Source organism: Aeromonas sp. 603607 (assembly GCF_049171595.1).
Taxonomy (GTDB): domain Bacteria; phylum Pseudomonadota; class Gammaproteobacteria; order Enterobacterales; family Aeromonadaceae; genus Aeromonas; species Aeromonas veronii.
In genome coordinates this window covers 33,017-50,553 of record NZ_JAAKOV010000009.1, presented here as the reverse complement: position 1 = coordinate 50,553, position 17,537 = coordinate 33,017, and the positions used below count along the sequence as shown (strand labels likewise).

The window sequence follows — 17,537 nt, the reverse complement described above, 5'->3', positions numbered from 1 at the left end:
GGGTAGTGTGCTGGGCAGCCTTTTTTGAGGATGCCGCCATGCTCTATCGCCTGCTCTCCCCCCTCCCCGATACCGCTTCACCCGCACAGATACTGGCGCAAGAGCAGCGCTGGTTGCGCGACTGTGCCCATGACGGCCAGCCCCGCGCTCACCTGTGGCAAGCCCCCCAATGCCTGATTGTCACCCGCAAGGATACCCGCCTCCCCCATTACGAAGCCGCCTGCCAGCAACTTGCAGCTGAAGATTGGCCAGTGCATGTGCGCGACAGCGGCGGCACTGCCGTACCCCACGGAGCGGGGATCCTCAACCTATCCCTGCTGCTGCCCCGTACCACCACAGATCTCGCCCACTACTATCGGCTGCTGGGGACGCCACTGCTGACCCTGCTGGCAGAGTACGGCCTTGAGGGAAGCTATGACTTCGTGCCCGGCTCCTTTTGCGATGGTCAGTACAATCTGGTGATCGGGGGACGCAAGATCACCGGCACTGCCCAGCGCTGGCTGGCGCCGGGGCAGGATCACCAGGGCGCCGTGCTGGCGCAAGCCATGCTGCTGGTGGCGGGTGATGTGGATGAGGGAACCAGGATGGCAAGCCGCTTCTACGAGCTGGCGGGCGGCGAGCTGCGTTTTATGGCGGGAACCTCCACCACGCTGGCAAGCTGCATCGATTGGCACGGTAGCGATCAGGCACTGGTAGAGAAAGTGCGAGCACGTCTGGATAGCCTGCTGAGCGAGGGGCTATCCCCCCCATCCTGACCTTATTCCGAAGGGAGAGGGAAAGTACCCATCCATAGACACTGCGCACAAAAAAGCCACGACCGGAGTCGTGGCTTGTTCTTTTCAATGGGAACGTGAAACGGGCTGGGGCATTCAGGCCGTCTGCGGCTCCGGCTCGGCTTCGCTATCCAGATCCCGGCTAAAGTAGGCGCGGGTCTCGGCGATCACCACATGGCGCAGGCCAATCAGGCCGATGAGGTTGGGCACCGCCATCAGGCCGTTAACGATATCGGCAAGGAGCCAAATCATGTCCAGATGGAGGAAAGCACCGCTCGCAACCAGCGCCAGATAGACCAGACGATAGGGCTTGATCGCCTTCACCCCGAACAGGTATTCGGTGCAGCGCTCGCCGTAGTAGTTCCAGCCAAGGATGGTGGTAAAGGCGAAGAACAGCAGGCCAATGCTCACCAGATACTGGCCGACATGAGCATCGAGCCCCTGGGCAAAGGCCAGACTGGTCATGGCCGCGCCGCTTGCATCGCCGCTCCACACGCCGGTGACCACCAGGGTCAGGCCGGTCATGGTGCAGATAATGATGGTGTCGATGAAGGTACCTGTCATGGAGACCAGCCCCTGCTCCACGCACGAATCGGTCTTGGCCGCCGCCGCCGCGATGGGTGCAGAGCCCAGACCTGACTCGTTGGAGAAAACCCCGCGCGCCACCCCGGACTGAATGGCCAGCATGATGCTGGCACCGACGAAGCCGCCGGTCGCCGCATGGCCAGTAAAGGCACTCTCGATAACCAGCATGACGGCATCGGGCAGGGCGCTGGCGTTGTTCACCAGCACGCCCAGACAGGCGACGATGTAAAAGATGGCCATGAAGGGCACCACCTTGCTCGACACGCTGGATATCGACTTGATCCCCCCCAGGGTCACCAGCGCCACGATCAGGGTCAGCACTACGGCGGTCGCTTCACGGGGCACCGAGAAGGAGAGGCTCATGGCGTCGGAGATGGCATTGACCTGCGGGAAGGTACCGATCCCGAAGAAAGCCACGCCGATGCCAAACAGGGCAAACAACTTGGCGAGCGGCTTGGAGCCGAGCCCCTTCTCCAGATAGTACATGGGACCACCCGCCATCTGGCCGTTGGCATCCTGCTCGCGATATTTCACCGCCAGCAGACACTCGGCGTACTTGGTGGCCATGCCGAACAGCGCCGCCATCCACATCCAGAACAGGGCACCGGGGCCGCCGAGCTTGATGGCGGTAGCCACTCCGACGATGTTGCCGGTACCGATGGTGGCAGAGAGGGCGGTACAGAGGGCGCCGAAGCTGGAGACATCCCCCTGCTTGCCCTGCCCCTGATCGCGGCCAAAGACCAGCCGCAGAGCGAGCGGCAAGCGCACCACCTGAAGCAGACCCAGACGCAGGGTGAGATAGATACCGGTCCCGACCAGCAGGATCAGCAGGGGTGGCCCCCAGATAAAGCTATCGATGGCGGTTAACGCCGATTGAATTGATGACATGCATCCTCCTTAAGAAACAGAAATTAAGGAGGAGAAGGATGATCTTCCCATAGGTGTCGCGATCGGCCAGAGGCGATCGGATGCGGGCCAAGCCCAGGTACAACCATCCCATCCCCTCTGTCCTTTTGCCTGAGAGTTTCCGGCGCCAGCCTGCCCTTGCGGGTAGCCATGGTGCCTTGCTCCTTCGGCGCCCGATTTAACGGGTCTCTCCAGAGTATCGTCCAGTAGCAGTCCACACCGGTTGCCCGGTACCTGAAAGATTCACTTCTTCGGTGGATGGTTGCCCATCGCTCTCCTGCTACCTTCATCCGAACTAGTTTGGATTAGGAAGTCGGCATGTTAATCCAAAAAATGTGAGCTGTCTCGCACTTGGCCGCCCCCATTTATATTTTTTTAGTGACCGCCAGAGCAGCGACAAGAATGTTAAATGTTAGTTAACTATCAACAAGTTAGGTTCTCACGGATCAAATGTGGCCCAAACGGGAAAAATGGCGGATAGAGAACAGTGATCCCTCTCGTTTCGCCAAGAAAATCTTGCCGACATATCCAATCAAAATGCTTGCACACAGAAGCAATAAGCCGATAATCCGCTGCATAACCAAGCACTTTGTTATCAATTTATGCACTGTGTTCGGTTGGTCCCACCGGACCGCTCGCCTGACCCGGCCGTCGCCGGTTCAATCGCATATGGCTTGGGCATATCACGCCCCCTAAGGATGACCAAAAGAGAATGAACGAGACCCTGGTTGCAAAAGATGTGGTCGCACAAGATTACCGTCAGCTGGTTGAACAATTCGGCTCCCCCCTGCTGCTGCTCGACAAGGCAGCCGTCCGCAAACAGTATCGGGCCCTGGCCGCCGCCCTGCCCGATGTACGATTGCACTATGCACTCAAACCCCTGCCCCATGAGGCGGTGGTCTCTGTCTTGAAGGAAGAGGGGGCCTGTTTCGATCTGGCCACCAATGGCGAAGTGGATCTGGTGCGCAGTCAGGGGGTTCGCCCGGGACGTTGCATTCATACCCATCCCATCAAGCGCGACAGCGATATCCGTTATGCGCTGGAGTTCGGCTGCACCGTGTTTGTCTACGACAACCCGCTGGAGCTGGAGAAGTTCATTCCCTACAAGGACGAAGTGAAACTGCTGCTGCGGGTCAGCTTCCCGAACCCCGAGACCAAGGTCGATCTCTCCAAGAAGTTCGGCTGCACTCCGGAGCAGGCGCTGCCGCTGCTGCAACTGGCCCACGCCAAGGGGATCAAGGTGATGGGGCTGTCGTTCCACGTCGGCTCTCAGGTACCCCACGCCCGTCGCCATGTACAGGCTATCGACGCCTGCCGCGAGATCATGGAGCAGGCCTGGGCGCTCGGGCTCAAGCCCTGGGTGCTGGATATCGGCGGCGGCTTCCCGGTCGACTATGAGGGGGGCGAGTTCGATATCGACAGCTTCTGCGCGCCGATCCGCGAAGCACTGGCCAAGCTGCCCGCCACCGTGCAGAAGATTGCCGAACCGGGCCGCTTTATCAGTGCGCCGGCCATGACTTCGGTATCCAGCGTGATGGGCAAGGCCCACCGTGGCGACAAGATCTGGTACTACCTGGATGATGGCCTCTACGGCAGCTACAACGGCCAGCTCTATGACCACGTCACCTATCCGGTGAGCACGCCTTATGCCAGTGGCGAGCTGCATAACTCGGTACTCTCAGGCCCCACCTGCGACAGCGTGGATGTGATCCGCGATGGCATCATGCTGCCGGACCTGGCTATCGGCGAACTGGTGGTTGGCAAGGTGATGGGCGCCTACACCTGGGCCTCCGCCTCCACCTTCAACTTCTTCCCCAAGGCCAGCATCCTGATTCTGGACAGCAGTCAGAAGGGGCAGAAACTGGTGGCCGTCGCTTAAGACCGACACCTGAATGCAAAGAGGGGAAGCCAGGCTTCCCCTCTTTCGTTTTATCTTGCCAGATCTGGCTAGACGAACTGACTGGTCAGCAGCCAGCCGGTGTAGGCGACGAAGCAGGTGAGCAGCACGCCCCCCTCCAACCGGTTGATACGGCCCTGCCCCTTGCGGCCCAGACACATCACCAGCAGCAGCAGGGTCAACCCCATCATGATGCTCCAGTCGCGGGAGAGCACTTCCGGCGCCACATCCAACGGATGAATACCCGCCGCGATCCCCACCACCGCCAGGGTGTTGAACAGGTTGGAGCCCAGCACGTTGCCAAGGGCCAGATCATGCTCGTTCTTGCGAATGGCGATGAGAGACGAAGCCAGCTCCGGCAGCGAAGTACCGATAGCGACGATGGTGAGACCAATCACCAAATCGCTAATACCAAGCGCCTGAGCGATGGTCACCGCCCCCCAGACCAACAGGCGGGAAGCGCCGATCAGCAGCACCAGCCCGACCACCAACCAGAAAACGGCGCTCTTGAGGGACATCCCCTCGCTCTCGATATCCTCGGCGGTCTCGCTATCCAGCGCATCTCCCTTGCCATTCATGCCAGCCCAGATGGACCAGCCCATCAGGGCAACGAAGACGGCCCCCAGAATGACCGCATCCATCCGGCCCAGATGACCATCAATCAGCAGGGCACCTGAGAGCAGGGTAATACCGAGCAGGATGGGGATCTCCTTGCGCACTACCTGAGAGGCCACCGCGATAGGGCTGATCAGTGCCGTCAGACCCAGGATCAGCGCGATATTGGTGATGTTGGAGCCATAGGCATTACCAAGCGCCAACCCGGGATTGCCCTGTGACGCCGCCAGCGCCGAGACCACCATCTCAGGGGCCGATGTACCAAAACCGATGATCACCATGCCGATCAGCAGCGGTGGCATCCCCGCATAACGGGCGGTCGCCGCAGCACCATCCACAAACTTGTCAGCACTCCAGACCAGCAGCGCCAGTCCGGCAATCAGGGCAACAACAGCCAGGGTCATAACATCTCCATCCCATCGCCAGTAAGCAACAGAGTCAGGACAAGCTCCTGACCCAATTCAAAAGTGGCGCCAGTGTAACGAGCCAGCCTCCCATTTCAAGGGAAAATCAAACTGCGATTAACATTTCACAGCACAGCCAGCAGACTCGCGGCATCGGAGACCTCAAACTTGCCAGGCGCCTCCACAAACAGCTGCTCGACCACGCCATCGTTGGCGATCAACGCAAAGCGCTGGGCGCGGATACCTCCAAAGGCGCCGGTATCCTTGGCCAGACCCAACGCCCGGGTCCAGCTGCCGTCGCCATCCGCCAGCATGGTGATCGCCTCGGCATTCTGGGCCGTCTGCCAGGCCCGCATCACGAAAGCATCGTTGACCGACAGACAGCAGATGGCATCCACCCCTTTGGCCATAAACTGATCGGCCAGCACCACATAACCGGGCAGGTGGGCATTGGAGCAGGTGGGAGTAAAAGCACCGGGCACGGCAAACAGCACTACTTTTTTACCGGCGAACAGCGTCTGGCTATCCCGCAGCTGCTTGCCCTCGGCGGTGATAAAGGTAAATTCGCCCGAAGGCAGAGTCTGACCCATCGCAATCATTGTGCTCGTCCTTAAGTGGAGGGAGGAGGCCCCAGTCTACCCCACTGCCGAGCTGTGACACAGACCTCCCTTTGCCGGGATCATTTGAACTAACCTTGAGCAGGATCAGCCGACCAAGGAAGCCTCATGCAGCACTATTACGATGGACTGGAAATTCGCCCCCCCGCCTTGCGCGAACAACAGCAGCTGGAGCAGCTCAATCATCAGCTTACCCATGTCAGTCAATATTGCGCCGGTTACTCCAGCGTCTATCGCCAGTGCCGCCTCGAGGATCTGGCAGAGCTGGCCACCCTGCCACTGCTCGACAGCAAAGAGCTGTTTGCCGCCCAGCAGGCTCACCCTCCGTTCGCCGGACTCACCGGCCGCCCCGCCAGTCAGGCGTTGCGGGTCTTCTCCTGTCCGGGCCAGCTGGCCATCCCCGAGTATGCGGGAGCAGACTGGTGGGGGGCCGCTCGAGCACTGTTTGCCGCCGGCTTCAAGCCGGGTGAGGTAATACTCAATGGCCACGACTATCATGCCGGCCCCACCGCCTTTATCTTCGATAACGGTGCCCGACAGCTGGGTGCCCCCGTGGTACCTTGCGGGCCCCACGATACCCAGCGCCAACTGGAGGCGCTGCTGCGCTATCAACCCACCGGCTACGTCGGTCCGCTGGTGACCCTGCTCGATCTGCTGGAAGCGGCCGAAGCGGCCGACATCCCGACCGACTCGCTGCGCCGCGCACTGCTGTGTGAAGCCACTCACCCGGAAACCACGCCGCTGCGCGCCATTCACGGCATTGCGGCCCTCAACTGTCTGGTGTGGCAGGATGTGGGGGTAGTGGCTTACGAGAGCCGACCAGGAGAGGGATTTATTGTGAGCGAGAGTTGCATCATCGAGATCATCGATCCCGCCAGCGGCGAGCCGGTGAGCGGCGACGAGACCGGCCAGCTGGTGCTGACCAGGCTTGACCTGGAGTATCCATTGCTGCGCCTCGTCACCGACTGGCAGGGGCACTGGCTCACGACGCCAAGCCCGTGCGGTCGCTCCAACCGGCGCCTAAAACTGGTGTAGCAGGCCAAGTAAATGCACAAAGGCAAACGGGCAGCCATCAGGCTGCCCGTCTTGTCTCTGAAGAAGAGGATATATGAAATTGGTCAGCGCCTCGCCTGCCAGGTGGCGATGGCGAGCAGGGAGTCGGGGGTAAATTCGCTGGCACGCTCGGCGATCTCGGCCAGGCTCATCCAGTGCACCGAGCTCACCTCTTCGGCCTGCAACTGCAGCGGCCCCTGATAACGGCAACTGAAGAGGCCACCCCAGACCCGGTAGCCCTCCCCTTCCGCATAAAAGCTGCCAAAGCCCTGCAGAGGAACATCTATAATCCCCAGCTCCTCGGCCAGCTCGCGGCGGGCGGAGCGCTCCATCTCCTCACCGGTGGTGACCACGCCACCAGCGCAGGCATCCAGCATGCCGGGGCAGAAATCCTTGCTGAGGGTGCGTCGCTGCACCAGGATCCGATCCGCGTCGTCGAGCACCAGAATATAGCTGGCGCGATGGCAGAGATTCTCTCGCCGCACCTTGGCTCGCTCGGCCACGCCAATCACCCGGTTGTTCCCGTCCACCACATCAACCCATTCCACGCACAGGCCCTTTTATTTGTTCCATTCAAGCCCGAAGTATATCGGTGCAGCTCGTTGTCATGGCACTACTTTTTCGGCCGGAACGGCCCTTTTTATGATGCCCACAGCCAGAGTAAGGATTCACACAAATCTTTATAAACCGTCATATCAGTGTCATCGACCGACACCATAGTGTGCCCTGTCCAGGCAATCAGGGAACCGTGTGATGAAGGTATTCAAGCAGTTATCCCCACGGCAGATCGCTCGCTACATCAAGAGCTTTCATCGAGGCTATTTTGCCATCGAGTCGCTGGGGACATTTGAATTCAACGCAGGCAGGATCAGCCTCCATGGCCTGACCTGCCGCCAGCGGCTAAGACTGGCTCGCCAGATCAATCTGGCTGTCAGACAACTTGGTCACCGCGACCCCTTGCCGGATATGTGAGTCAAAGGGTCTTGCCCTACTGTCTGTTGTGCATCCATGCTTTGCCCGCCGGCTACTGGCCGCGCGGGCCGTTTTCGATATCGGTAATGATGCCGTTGCGCACCGTCACAAAGCGCATGAACTCGTTCTTGCCGAAGTTGTAGGTCCAGCGTTCACCATATTTGACCTGCACCATGTTGCCAAACTGGTTCTCCTCGTTGCGGTTGAGCTCTTCACGCAACATCGGCTCACCGCACTTGAGCAGCATCTCGGCGGTGGTGTCTCCCTCGGTGATCAGGGCGTTCTTGCAGCGCATGGCATCAGCACTGGCCGGAATACTCAGCAGCAACAGTGCAAGCCCCGCTACTTTCTTCATCTTCTTGCTCATCGGGTTCTCCTTATCCTCTCTAATGAGTCGCAGTATGCCTGTTCCCGTTTCTGAAAAAACCAGTAAAAAGCGCAAAAGTGCCGCCCTTTTCTGCTCTCCAGCCCGCTGGTCGCGACAAATGCTGTCTATCACATAACCCAAAAACAAACGGCGACCCGAGGGTCGCCGTTTGCATCAAGCCAGCAGGATCACAGAATGTCCAGCAGCTCGACTTCAAATACCAGTGCAGAGTAAGGCGGGATAGAGCCCGCGCCACGGGCACCGTAGGCCAGATCGTGGGGGATGTAGAGCTTCCACTTGGAACCAACCGGCATCAGCTGCAGCGCTTCAACCCAGCCAGCGATCACGCCGGTCACCGGGAATTCAGCCGGCTGGCCGCGAGCGACGGAGCTGTCGAATACGCCACCGTGGGTGAAGGTACCGTGGTAGTGCACACGCACGGACTGACCAGCTACCGGAACGGCACCGTTGCCTTCTACCAGCACTTCGTACTGCAGACCGGAGTCGGTCACCTTCACTTCAGCGCGCTTGGCGTTATCAGCCAGGAAGGCTTCGCCGTCAGCAGCAGCGGCCTTGGCGGCGGCTTCCTGCTCTTCTTGCATACGCGCAGTGATCACCTGGAAGGCATCATTGATATCGTCACGGCTGACCGCGAACTCCAGACCATTCAGGGCATCTGCCAGACCTTGTTGCAGGGCCGGGATATCCAGACCGGCGAAGGCTTGCTGCGCCAGCTGATCACCCATGTTGCGGCCGATGCCATAGCTGGCCTTCTGTTCGATAGAGTCGTATTGGGACATTGAGATGTTGCTCCAGATCCATGTAGTAAAGAGGCGGGATAATATCAGACTTTTGGCCGGGGTGCTGCCGGGGCGCCCCTGATTTCCCCGTCAGTGGGAGGAACTTCACACAAGATGCGGATGAACGCCGCCCAACGGCGGCGATCTGCTTAACCGCGATCCAGCAAGACTCTGACCGCAGCCACCTTGGCGCCATCGGTGATATTGACCCGACCATCATCCGAAGTGCCCATATTCACTCCGTGCGGCACCATGCCACCGCGCCAGCCCATGCCGGACATATGCACTTCGCTCACCCCGGTGAACTCGATGATGGTACGCACGTTGTCGGCATTGACCCCGGCCCCCGGCATCAGGCTGGCACGTCCCGCCAGCGCCTGCTGCATCTCCTGCAGGGTCTCGAGCCCAGCCAGCGCGGTTGCGGCGTGGCCCGAGCTCAGAATACGCTCGCAGCCGGCCGCGACTATGGTCTCCAGATCCAGACGCCAGTCGGAGGAGAGGTCGATGGCGCGATGGAAGGTAACCCCCAACGATCCTGCTGCATCCACCAGCTGTTTGAGCTTGGCGGCAGGCACCCGCCCCTCCTCATCCAGCAGACCGACCACCACCCCTTGCAGCCCCGCAGCGCTTGCCGCCGCGATATCTTGCAGCATCATCTCGAACTCGCCGTCGTTGAAGCAAAAATCCCCGGCGCGCGGGCGGATCATGGCGTACACCGGCACGGTGGCGTGGCGGGCAGCCAGTTGCATAAAGCCGTAGGAGGGGGTCAGACCGCCCAGCCCCAGCGCAGAGCAGAGCTCGATGCGATCCGCCCCGGATTGCTGGGCGGTAAACAGGGATTCCAGGTTGTCGATACAGATTTCAAGACGGGTCATGAGGACTCCTTTTTCGGGGAGATCAGACCCCACATCTGATCTCATAGATTGAGCAAGGCTGCGCCGCGCACACCACCGGCACCGCCGAAGCGAGCCTGGCGGATCTCGGGCAGGGCGACCCCGGGCAGCAAGTGACCGGGCAGACGCAGCGGCAGCTGTTCATAGAGGGCGGGCAGGCCGCTCAGGCCGCCCCCCAACACCACCACTTCGGGATCAATCACCGAAATGGCGGTGGCAAGCCCGGCGGCCATGACCTCCAGCCAGCAGTCGACCGTCTCGACCGCATGGGGTTCATGGGCCTCGAAGCGTCCCACAATCTGGTGACCCGTGGCGCGCTGGCCATGGAAATGGTGATAGAGACGCTCCAGACCGGTGCCGGAGGCATAGGTTTCAAAACAGACCAAACGGCCGCAGCCGCAACGGGGACGGGGCAACTCGGGGTACTTCATCAGCATGGTCGCGGGCAAGGGGTAGTGACCAATCTCGCCAGCCAGCCAGTTGCGCCCCTGAATAAGCTTGCCCGCCAGATAAACGGCGCCGCCGATGCCGGTGCCGATGGTGACACCAAGCGCACTGCCTGCGCCGTCGGCGGCACCCTGATGCACTTCGGACCAGAGGAAGCAGTTGGCGTCGTTATCCACCTTGACCGGCCGCTCCAGCAGCTCGGCCAGATCGGCGCCCAGATGGCGACCATTGATGGAGGGCAGATTGGCCGCCACTATGCTGTGATCCTGGCTGTTGATGACACCGGGGAAACCGATACCGACCGAGCCCCGAGCGCCGAAGCGGGCATCTGCCTGCTCGACCCGGGAGCGGATCAGCTGCTGCAACCCCTCGTAATCGTTGCCCGGGGTACTCATGCGCTCCTCGTGGCAGAGGTTCAATGCACCGTCATAGACCGCGAAGGCGATCTTGGTGCCACCGATATCAAAGCCGTAATACATACCAGCACTCCCTTGTCAGCCCGTGTTTATCCAACTCTGTTTCAAGGGGGACATTGTATTAATTCGCAAAAAAAATAAAGTGACCAAAGGCGAAAAACGGGAGAGTGATCAGAGCAAACGGCTCATTTGTCGCTGCAGGCAGGGCTGCCCGAGGCTTATCAGGGTGCGCTCTTCGCCATCAAAGACAAAGCCGCGGCGCAGGTAGAACCCCTCGCCAATGTGGTTGCCATCGAGCAGCCACAATTTGACGCTATGGCAACCGGCGTGGCGCATCTGCATCGCCACCGCCTGCCACAGCCGTTTGCCATAGCCTTGTCGCCAGTGGTCGGGATGGAGGTAAAAAGCGCGGATCAGGGCGCTGCTCTGCTCCGCTTCCTGCTGTGGTTGCCAGTAGAGCAGGCCTATCACTACCTCATCGAGACAAAGCAGCATGGGCCTTGGGCCCGGCTCGGCCAGACGGCTCTGCCAGATCTGCAGATGGGCGGTAACGTCCAGCTGCTCCAGCAGGTCGGCACCAAGCACCTGGCCATAGGCAGCGAGCCAACTGGCTCGCTGCATCACCGTCATGGCGGCGGCATCGTCGCTGCGCGCCATGCGCAGGCTTATGCCTTGCATTGGGGCTCCAGACCGTTGGCGCGGGCCTGCTCATAGAGCGGCAGCACTTGCGCCTGTTGCGCCTGCAACTCGGCGATCCGGTTCTCGTTGCTCGGGTGGGTAGAGAGCAGTTGCGGCGGCGTGTTGCCACCGGCGGCGGCACTCATGTTTTGCCACAGGGGGATCGCCTCGGCCGGATTGAACCCGGCACGCGCCATCAGCTCAAGCCCCAGCCGATCCGCTTCGCTCTCCTGAGTACGGCCGTAGGGCAGCATCACTCCGACCTCGACCCCGAGGCCAAGGGCGGCCATGGTGGCGCCGCGATACTCGCTGGTGCCCATGGCAATGTCCGCAGCCGCCAGACCGATCCCCGCCAACTGGCTGCGTGAGAGTCGCTCGTTGGAGTGCTGGGCCAGCACGTGAGTCAACTCGTGACCGATGACGGTCGCCAGCTGATCCTGATTCTTGGCCACCTTGAGCAGGCCGCTGTAGACCCCGATCTTGCCGCCGGGCAGGGCGAAGGCGTTGACCTGCTTGGAGTCAAACACCACCACTTCCCAATTGGTGATGCCATAGCTGGCCGGCACCTGGGCGGTCACCGCCTTGGCGACACAGGAGACATAGGCGTTGAGTTTGGCATCCTTGCTCACCTTCTCCTGCTTTTTCATATGCTCGAAGGAGTCGGCACCAAGCTGGTTCATCTGCTGGGGGGAGTAGAGCAGCATCTGGCTGCGGCCAGTCGGCGACTGGGCGCAGGCGACCAGCAGGGAACTACAGAGGGCTACCAGGCCAAACTTGGAGAGGGACGCAATCATGAAGGGATCCTTTGCCATAACGTTGCCCTATTCTCGGAAATGCAGCCCTGCTACGCAAGGGAACCTGCCCCCGGCTGGCGGAAAAACATCCATCCAGCGCTATTAACAGAACTGACAGTCACCAAAAACAAAACGAGCCCGATTGGGGCTCGTTTTATCAGTAGATGCTGGCAGCAAGCGGTTACATGATGCCCAGCTTTTTCAGATCCGCCTGCACCACCTTGGCCGGTACCGGTACGTAGCCATCTTTGGCAACGATGTTCTGGCCCGCCTTGGAGAGCATCATCTTGACGAACTCCTGCTCCATCGGAGAGAGCGGCTTGTTCGGATGCTTGTTCACGTAAACGTACAGGAAGCGTGACAGCGGATATTTTCCGGTGATGGCATTATCGGCAGTCGCATCGACAAAGGTCTTGCCATCCTTGGAGAGCGGAATGGCACGAACGCCGGAGGTAACGTAACCAATACCGGAGTAACCGATACTGTTGAGGGAAGCGGAAACAGACTGCACCACAGAGGCGGAACCCGGCTGCTCGTTCACACCGCTCTTGAAGTCACCATTACAGAGCGCGTGCTCCTTGAAGTAACCGTAGGTGCCGGATACCGAGTTGCGACCGAACAGTTGCAGATCCTTGCCGGACCAGCTGCCATCCAGACCCAGATCAGACCACTTGGTAGCCGCCTTGGCTTCGCCGCACTTGAGTGTGCTGGAGAAAACGGCATCAACCTGCTGCATGGTCAGCCCCTGGATGGGGTTGTCCTTGTTGACGAATACCGCCAGGGCATCGACGGCAACGCGTATAGCGGTCGGCTTGTAGCCATAACGCTTCTCGAACGCTTCGATTTCACCGGCCTTCATGGCGCGGCTCATGGGACCAAACTGGGCAACCCCTTCGGTCAGGGCGGTCGGTGCGGTAGAAGAGCCGGCCGCCTGGATCTGGACATTTACGTTGGGGTAGACACGCTTAAATTCTTCTGCCCACAGGGTCATCATGTTGGCCAGAGTATCAGAGCCGACAGAGGACAGGTTGCCTGAGATACCGCTGGTCGGAGTGTAATCCGGCAGATCCTTGTCGACACCATAGGCCAGGGTGCTGGCAGAAAACAGGGTTGCTGCGGTAAATCCGATTACACCAGCCAGTTTGTTGAGTTTCATCCAATCTCTCCAAAGTTACAGAAGGTCCGTTCTTAAGACGGCGCCAGTATCTGACCTGGCAGTGACAAATTTATGGATTAAATGTGACACTTTAATGACATGACAACAAAGTTGCACAAATGCAGAGAGGGCCCGCATTGTGGCCCTCTCGAATTTACTAACCCATTGTCATAAAAGCTATTTTAACACCACCATACGAGCCGGTATCAGGAAGCTGAAGCGACTGCCAAGGCCGACACGACTTTCAATCTCGAGCTGACAGTCATGATGACTGAGGGCATGCTTGACGATGGCAAGGCCGAGTCCGGAGCCACCGGTGTGGCGGGAGCGGGCCTTGTCGACCCGATAGAACCGTTCGGTCAGCCGCGCCAGATGCTCGGGGGCAATCCCCTCCCCCTCATCCCTCACGGCAAACAGCGCCATTGCCCCCTGCTTGCGCCACTCCACGCTGATCTTGCGCCCTGCCGGTGTGTAGTGGATGGCGTTGTAGACCAGATTGGAGACGGCGCTGCGCAGCTGCTCCTTATCCCCGCGCACAAACAGGTCTGGCTGCACCATGAATTCGATCTGGTGGGCCCGTTCGCCCGAGAGCGCCCGCGCCTCCTGCTCCAGCAGTCCGAGCATGGCAGGCATGTCCACCAGATGGGAGAGATCCACGGTCGGGGCCGCCTCGATGCGCGACAGGGTGAGCAGCTGGTTGACCAGATTGTCCATCCGGATGGTCTGCTCCATCATCACCCGGTGCGCCTTGGCCCACATGGCAGGCGGGGGCGGATCTTCAGTCATCTCCAGATAGCCCTTGAGCACGGTGAGCGGAGTGCGCAGCTCGTGGGAGACATTGGAGACAAAGTGCTTGCGGGTCTTCTCCAGACTGCGCAGGCGGGTGACATCGCGTACCACCAGCATCGCCTGATCGGAGGCGTAGGGCATAATGCGAAACTCGAGAAACTTCTCTTCGTTGATCGGAGAAGTCATCTCCAGTGGTTCATCATAGCTCCCCTTCCCCAGATAGGCGGCAAAGGCAGGATGGCGGATCAGGTTGCCAATGTGCTGACCTGCATCTTCCGGCCAGCGGAAACCGAGCAGTTGCTCTGCCAGCCGGTTGCACCAGAGGATGCTGCCATCTTCGCGAAACACCACGGCCGCATCGGGCAGCGCCTCGGCCCCCTCCCGAAAGCGGCGGATCAGCCCCGCCAGCTCGCGCCGCCGAGCCCGGTGACGCTGTTGCAATTTGTAGATCCCGTTGAAAATGTGCTCCCAGCTGCCACTGCCGTTAGGTGGTACCAGGCTGCGGTCGTGCCACAGCCAATCAGACAGCCGCTTCTGAAAACGGTAATGCCAGCCCAGATGCAACACTGCCGCCACCAACAGGCAGAGGGCAAGATGATCAATCAACCAGCCAACCAATGCGAAGGGGGCGTAGAAAAACGCCATTCGCCACAACTGTCGCCGCCAGGCGTAAGGTTGCAACATAACTGCCTCTAGAGACGGGTTGAGAAGCGGTATCCGGCTCCACGCACCGTCTGGATCAATCTGTCGTGCCCTGTCTCTTCAATCGCCTTGCGCAGGCGCCGAATATGCACATCCACGGTTCTGTCCTCGACGTACACATTGGTACCCCAGACATTGTTGAGCAACTGCTCACGGCTATAGACCCGCTCGGGGTGAGTCATGAAGAAATGCAGCAGCTTGAATTCGGTCGGCCCCATGTCGAGCGCCTTCTCCTCGGCACTGACCCGGTGGGAGACGGGGTCCAGCTTGAGCCCCTGCACCTCGATCACCTCGTCTACCGAGGTGGGGGAGACTCGGCGCATCACCGCATGGAGGCGAGCGGTGAGCTCCTTGGGCGAGAACGGCTTGGTGATATAGTCGTCGGCACCGGCCTCCAGACCACGCACCTTGTCCTCCTCCTCACCGCGGGCGGTGAGCATCACCACCGGGATCTGGCGGGTCACCTCATCCTGCTTGAGCTGTTTGATAAACTGGATGCCACTGCCGCCTGGCATCATCCAGTCCAGCACGATAAGTTCCGGGTAGGGTTCACGCACCTTCGCCAGTCCGTCGGCGAAATCTTCCGCTTCAATCGTCTCATACCCCTTCTGCTCCAGCACGAAACAGAGCATTTCGCGGATCGGTGCTTCGTCCTCGACCACCAGAATTCGCTTAGCCATTCCCTTCTCTCTCCTCTGTGAAGATGGGTGCGCCAATTATTAGAATTTTCTGTGACACTTTTATGACTTTATGACAGGCGGGATGATAAACGTTTTCAGATTCAGTTGGCAGCAGCGCGTTGCAGCAGGTCCCAGCGGTTGCCACTGATATCCTCGAACACTACCACGGTGCCGTAGGACTCCTGTCGAGGCTGTTCACAAAAATGGACACCATACTGCTGCATCCGCCGGTAATCCCGCCAGAAGTCATCGGTCTCGAGGAACAGAAATACCCGTCCGCCACCCTGTTTGCCAATGGCGGCCAGCTGCTCCGGGGTCGCAGCCCGCGCCAGCAGCAACGAGGAACCCGAGCTGCCAGCGGGAGCAACCCGCACCCAGCGTTTGCCCGGTTTGCCCGGTTCGTCGAGCCGGGTATCTTCCAGCAGCGCAAACCCCAGCCCCTCGGTGAAAAAGGCGATAGCCTCGTCATAGTCGGCCACCAGCAGGGTCAGGGCACCAATAGATTGTCTGGTCATCTTGCTCTCGTCTTTAACATGTCATGCTACCGCCCTCAATGCGCCACTACCCGGTTGCGTCCCTGCGTCTTGGCCTGATAGAGCGCCTCGTCGGCACGTTTGAGTACGCATTCCCATGGCTCTCCCCCCCGCTCGGCCACCCCGAACGAAGCGGTCACCCGCAAGGCCAGCGGCCAATGGGGAGATGCCTCCAGCAGGGTACGCAGCCGCTCGGCCAGGATACACGCCCGCAACTCATCGTAATCAAGGCAGACCAACACAAACTCCTCTCCCCCCCAGCGCACCAGATGGCAGAGGGGATCGCAGTGGCGCAGGATCTCGCTGACCAGCAGTTTGAGCACCTCGTCTCCCACCGGATGGCCATGGCTATCGTTGATCTGTTTGAAGTGATCCACATCGATATAGACAAGAGTGCAGGGCTGCTCACCTATCTCGAGCAGCAGTCGCTCACCGCCGAGCCGGTTGAGGGCGCCGGTCAGGGCATCATAACAGGCCTCCTCGCGGGAGCGGCGATTCTCTTCACTCAAGGTCCGGTTGAGCGCCTCGGCCTCCAGTTTGGCCTGATGGGCATGCTGCAAGCGCTGCTTCATCAAAAGGTGGTTGATCAGAAAAACGGTACAACCGTAAAGAAACCAGACAAACAGGATCAGCCGATAGAAGAGGGTGGCATCGAGCCAGCTACCGTGAAACTGCAGCGCTTCGATCACCACGCCATGCTTACCGGGCGGCATATCTGAACCAGCCATAACCTCGATGGCATAAACCCGATCCAGATTGGCCCCCTGCTGCTGCAACGGCACATTGTAACGGGTTATCCACCAGGTCGCCGGGGTAAACACATCCAGTGGCACCTCGTGATCCCGGCCGTAATCCGCCGGCCGAAAAATGATCTCGTTGAACTTGGATTGCTCAGGCTCATCAACCCGGTCATAGACCGGATTGTAGTTGCGCAGATACAAGCGCCAATCCTGCTCGCCAGCCCCGGTTACGCTCAAACGGATATGAAGTGTGCCAAAACGGGTCAGATTAATCCCCTTGTCACGGGGGGTCAGGGTGAGGATAAGGCCGCAACTTGGGTAGCTGGCCGGATTGGCGGTTAACGTACAGACCACTCCGGGATGATCATCCGCCGAGGGTTGATAGCGCACCGCCCCCGGCCCAGCATCCCGTGGCTGCTGCACTGTGATGGAGAGCGGCCACTCCTTGATATCGAGAACTCGCTCTGGCCCGAACTCGAACAGCAGGATGGCACAACCGGTGAGCACCAGCAGATACCAGAATAGTGACTCGGCCAAACGGGAACCGGACGCGATCATGCTTACCCTAACCCCTGAATATGAAGGCACAGCCATTCACTCGGGCAGACAACCGATCGTTGCTGCCAGATGGCCCATGATAACAGGGCTCTATGATAATCCCTGTAACGACAAGAAACAGGCTACTTATCATGGCATTCACACTGCATCGCTCCCGTTTTT

General features: G+C 59.8%; 19 protein-coding genes and 1 riboswitch. Of the genes, 4 read left to right on the top strand and 15 right to left on the bottom strand.

Annotation, left to right across the window (positions count from 1 at the left end; translation table 11 throughout):
• Nucleotides 1-38: 38 nt before the first annotated feature.
• The gene (locus tag G5315_RS10300) at nt 39-755 is read left to right on the top strand and encodes a lipoyl protein ligase domain-containing protein (protein WP_421332987.1); all 717 of its coding nucleotides are present in this window, start codon (nt 39-41) and stop codon (nt 753-755) included.
• 114 nt (nt 756-869) lie between these two features.
• Here G5315_RS10300 and G5315_RS10295 read toward each other — a convergent pair whose 3' ends face one another.
• Entirely contained in the window at nt 870-2,246 is a 1,377-nt protein-coding gene (locus G5315_RS10295; RefSeq protein WP_005338391.1) for an alanine/glycine:cation symporter family protein, read from the bottom strand.
• A gap of 107 nt (nt 2,247-2,353) precedes the next feature.
• A riboswitch (glycine riboswitch) is annotated at nt 2,354-2,469 on the bottom strand.
• 507 nt (nt 2,470-2,976) lie between these two features.
• On the opposite strand from G5315_RS10295, the gene G5315_RS10290 reads away from it, so the two are divergent.
• Nucleotides 2,977-4,143, top strand: coding sequence for a type III PLP-dependent enzyme (locus G5315_RS10290; protein WP_374995045.1), 1,167 nt, complete (start codon nt 2,977-2,979; stop codon nt 4,141-4,143).
• Nucleotides 4,144-4,211: 68 nt separating this feature from the next.
• Here G5315_RS10290 and G5315_RS10285 read toward each other — a convergent pair whose 3' ends face one another.
• On the bottom strand, nt 4,212-5,180 hold the full coding sequence (locus G5315_RS10285; protein WP_421332986.1) for a calcium/sodium antiporter: 969 nt from the start codon (nt 5,178-5,180) through the stop codon (nt 4,212-4,214).
• Between the two features lie 125 nt (nt 5,181-5,305).
• Nucleotides 5,306-5,779, bottom strand: a complete 474-nt coding sequence (locus tag G5315_RS10280) for a peroxiredoxin (RefSeq protein ID WP_100646526.1) — start codon at nt 5,777-5,779, stop codon at nt 5,306-5,308.
• Nucleotides 5,780-5,905: 126 nt separating this feature from the next.
• On the opposite strand from G5315_RS10280, the gene G5315_RS10275 reads away from it, so the two are divergent.
• Entirely contained in the window at nt 5,906-6,832 is a 927-nt protein-coding gene (locus G5315_RS10275) for a phenylacetate--CoA ligase family protein (protein WP_167557840.1), read from the top strand.
• An 83-nt stretch (nt 6,833-6,915) separates the two neighbouring features.
• Here G5315_RS10275 and yfcD read toward each other — a convergent pair whose 3' ends face one another.
• Nucleotides 6,916-7,398 carry an NUDIX hydrolase YfcD gene (gene yfcD, locus G5315_RS10270; RefSeq protein ID WP_421332985.1) on the bottom strand — a complete coding sequence of 161 codons (483 nt, stop codon included), beginning with the start codon at nt 7,396-7,398 and terminating at the stop codon, nt 6,916-6,918.
• Between the two features lie 205 nt (nt 7,399-7,603).
• Here yfcD and G5315_RS10265 point away from each other — a divergent pair, with 205 nt between their 5' ends.
• Nucleotides 7,604-7,822 carry a DUF1107 family protein gene (locus G5315_RS10265; protein WP_005338403.1) on the top strand — a complete coding sequence of 73 codons (219 nt, stop codon included), beginning with the start codon at nt 7,604-7,606 and terminating at the stop codon, nt 7,820-7,822.
• A 52-nt stretch (nt 7,823-7,874) separates the two neighbouring features.
• Here G5315_RS10265 and G5315_RS10260 read toward each other — a convergent pair whose 3' ends face one another.
• The 11 genes from G5315_RS10260 to G5315_RS10210 form a co-directional block, all read right to left on the bottom strand.
• Nucleotides 7,875-8,189, bottom strand: coding sequence for a DUF2845 domain-containing protein (locus G5315_RS10260; RefSeq protein WP_005338404.1), 315 nt, complete (start codon nt 8,187-8,189; stop codon nt 7,875-7,877).
• A 188-nt stretch (nt 8,190-8,377) separates the two neighbouring features.
• On the bottom strand, nt 8,378-8,989 hold the full coding sequence (locus G5315_RS10255) for an FKBP-type peptidyl-prolyl cis-trans isomerase (RefSeq protein ID WP_005338405.1): 612 nt from the start codon (nt 8,987-8,989) through the stop codon (nt 8,378-8,380).
• Between the two features lie 149 nt (nt 8,990-9,138).
• Nucleotides 9,139-9,864, bottom strand: a complete 726-nt coding sequence (locus tag G5315_RS10250; protein WP_421332984.1) for a copper homeostasis protein CutC — start codon at nt 9,862-9,864, stop codon at nt 9,139-9,141.
• Nucleotides 9,865-9,905: 41 nt separating this feature from the next.
• Complete coding sequence (locus G5315_RS10245; protein WP_139443243.1) at nt 9,906-10,808, bottom strand: ROK family protein; 903 nt, start codon at nt 10,806-10,808, stop codon at nt 9,906-9,908.
• 108 nt (nt 10,809-10,916) lie between these two features.
• On the bottom strand, nt 10,917-11,423 hold the full coding sequence (locus tag G5315_RS10240) for a GNAT family N-acetyltransferase (protein ID WP_421249693.1): 507 nt from the start codon (nt 11,421-11,423) through the stop codon (nt 10,917-10,919).
• Nucleotides 11,411-12,217 carry a M48 family metallopeptidase gene (locus G5315_RS10235; protein WP_421255033.1) on the bottom strand — a complete coding sequence of 269 codons (807 nt, stop codon included), beginning with the start codon at nt 12,215-12,217 and terminating at the stop codon, nt 11,411-11,413. Before G5315_RS10235 ends, G5315_RS10240 begins: the two co-directional genes overlap by 13 nt.
• A gap of 181 nt (nt 12,218-12,398) precedes the next feature.
• Nucleotides 12,399-13,373 carry a PstS family phosphate ABC transporter substrate-binding protein gene (locus G5315_RS10230; RefSeq protein WP_421231277.1) on the bottom strand — a complete coding sequence of 325 codons (975 nt, stop codon included), beginning with the start codon at nt 13,371-13,373 and terminating at the stop codon, nt 12,399-12,401.
• Nucleotides 13,374-13,550: 177 nt separating this feature from the next.
• On the bottom strand, nt 13,551-14,846 hold the full coding sequence (gene phoR / locus G5315_RS10225; protein ID WP_216951836.1) for a phosphate regulon sensor histidine kinase PhoR: 1,296 nt from the start codon (nt 14,844-14,846) through the stop codon (nt 13,551-13,553).
• 8 nt (nt 14,847-14,854) lie between these two features.
• A complete protein-coding gene (phoB, locus tag G5315_RS10220) occupies nt 14,855-15,544 on the bottom strand; it encodes a phosphate regulon transcriptional regulator PhoB (RefSeq protein ID WP_026457670.1) in 690 nt (229 codons plus the stop codon).
• Between the two features lie 101 nt (nt 15,545-15,645).
• Nucleotides 15,646-16,059, bottom strand: coding sequence for a VOC family protein (locus tag G5315_RS10215; protein WP_167572379.1), 414 nt, complete (start codon nt 16,057-16,059; stop codon nt 15,646-15,648).
• A 35-nt stretch (nt 16,060-16,094) separates the two neighbouring features.
• A complete protein-coding gene (locus G5315_RS10210) occupies nt 16,095-17,375 on the bottom strand; it encodes a GGDEF domain-containing protein (RefSeq protein ID WP_227341118.1) in 1,281 nt (426 codons plus the stop codon).
• Between the last annotated feature and the right edge of the window lie 162 nt (nt 17,376-17,537).

Excerpts from the sequence above, each read along its gene's own strand:
- G5315_RS10300 (WP_421332987.1), top strand. The coding sequence starts at position 39 with ATGCTCTATCGCCTGCTCTCCCCCCTCCCCGATACCGCTTCACCCGCA.
- G5315_RS10295 (WP_005338391.1), bottom strand. The coding sequence starts at position 2,246 with ATGTCATCAATTCAATCGGCGTTAACCGCCATCGATAGCTTTATCTGG.
- G5315_RS10290 (WP_374995045.1), top strand. The coding sequence starts at position 2,977 with ATGAACGAGACCCTGGTTGCAAAAGATGTGGTCGCACAAGATTACCGT.
- G5315_RS10285 (WP_421332986.1), bottom strand. The coding sequence starts at position 5,180 with ATGACCCTGGCTGTTGTTGCCCTGATTGCCGGACTGGCGCTGCTGGTC.
- G5315_RS10280 (WP_100646526.1), bottom strand. The coding sequence starts at position 5,779 with ATGATTGCGATGGGTCAGACTCTGCCTTCGGGCGAATTTACCTTTATC.
- G5315_RS10275 (WP_167557840.1), top strand. The coding sequence starts at position 5,906 with ATGCAGCACTATTACGATGGACTGGAAATTCGCCCCCCCGCCTTGCGC.
- G5315_RS10265 (WP_005338403.1), top strand. The coding sequence starts at position 7,604 with ATGAAGGTATTCAAGCAGTTATCCCCACGGCAGATCGCTCGCTACATC.
- G5315_RS10260 (WP_005338404.1), bottom strand. The coding sequence starts at position 8,189 with ATGAGCAAGAAGATGAAGAAAGTAGCGGGGCTTGCACTGTTGCTGCTG.
- G5315_RS10255 (WP_005338405.1), bottom strand. The coding sequence starts at position 8,989 with ATGTCCCAATACGACTCTATCGAACAGAAGGCCAGCTATGGCATCGGC.
- G5315_RS10250 (WP_421332984.1), bottom strand. The coding sequence starts at position 9,864 with ATGACCCGTCTTGAAATCTGTATCGACAACCTGGAATCCCTGTTTACC.
- G5315_RS10245 (WP_139443243.1), bottom strand. The coding sequence starts at position 10,808 with ATGTATTACGGCTTTGATATCGGTGGCACCAAGATCGCCTTCGCGGTC.
- G5315_RS10240 (WP_421249693.1), bottom strand. The coding sequence starts at position 11,423 with ATGCAAGGCATAAGCCTGCGCATGGCGCGCAGCGACGATGCCGCCGCC.
- G5315_RS10235 (WP_421255033.1), bottom strand. The coding sequence starts at position 12,217 with ATGATTGCGTCCCTCTCCAAGTTTGGCCTGGTAGCCCTCTGTAGTTCC.
- G5315_RS10230 (WP_421231277.1), bottom strand. The coding sequence starts at position 13,373 with ATGAAACTCAACAAACTGGCTGGTGTAATCGGATTTACCGCAGCAACC.
- phoR (WP_216951836.1), bottom strand. The coding sequence starts at position 14,846 with ATGTTGCAACCTTACGCCTGGCGGCGACAGTTGTGGCGAATGGCGTTT.
- phoB (WP_026457670.1), bottom strand. The coding sequence starts at position 15,544 with ATGGCTAAGCGAATTCTGGTGGTCGAGGACGAAGCACCGATCCGCGAA.
- G5315_RS10215 (WP_167572379.1), bottom strand. The coding sequence starts at position 16,059 with ATGACCAGACAATCTATTGGTGCCCTGACCCTGCTGGTGGCCGACTAT.
- G5315_RS10210 (WP_227341118.1), bottom strand. The coding sequence starts at position 17,375 with ATGATCGCGTCCGGTTCCCGTTTGGCCGAGTCACTATTCTGGTATCTG.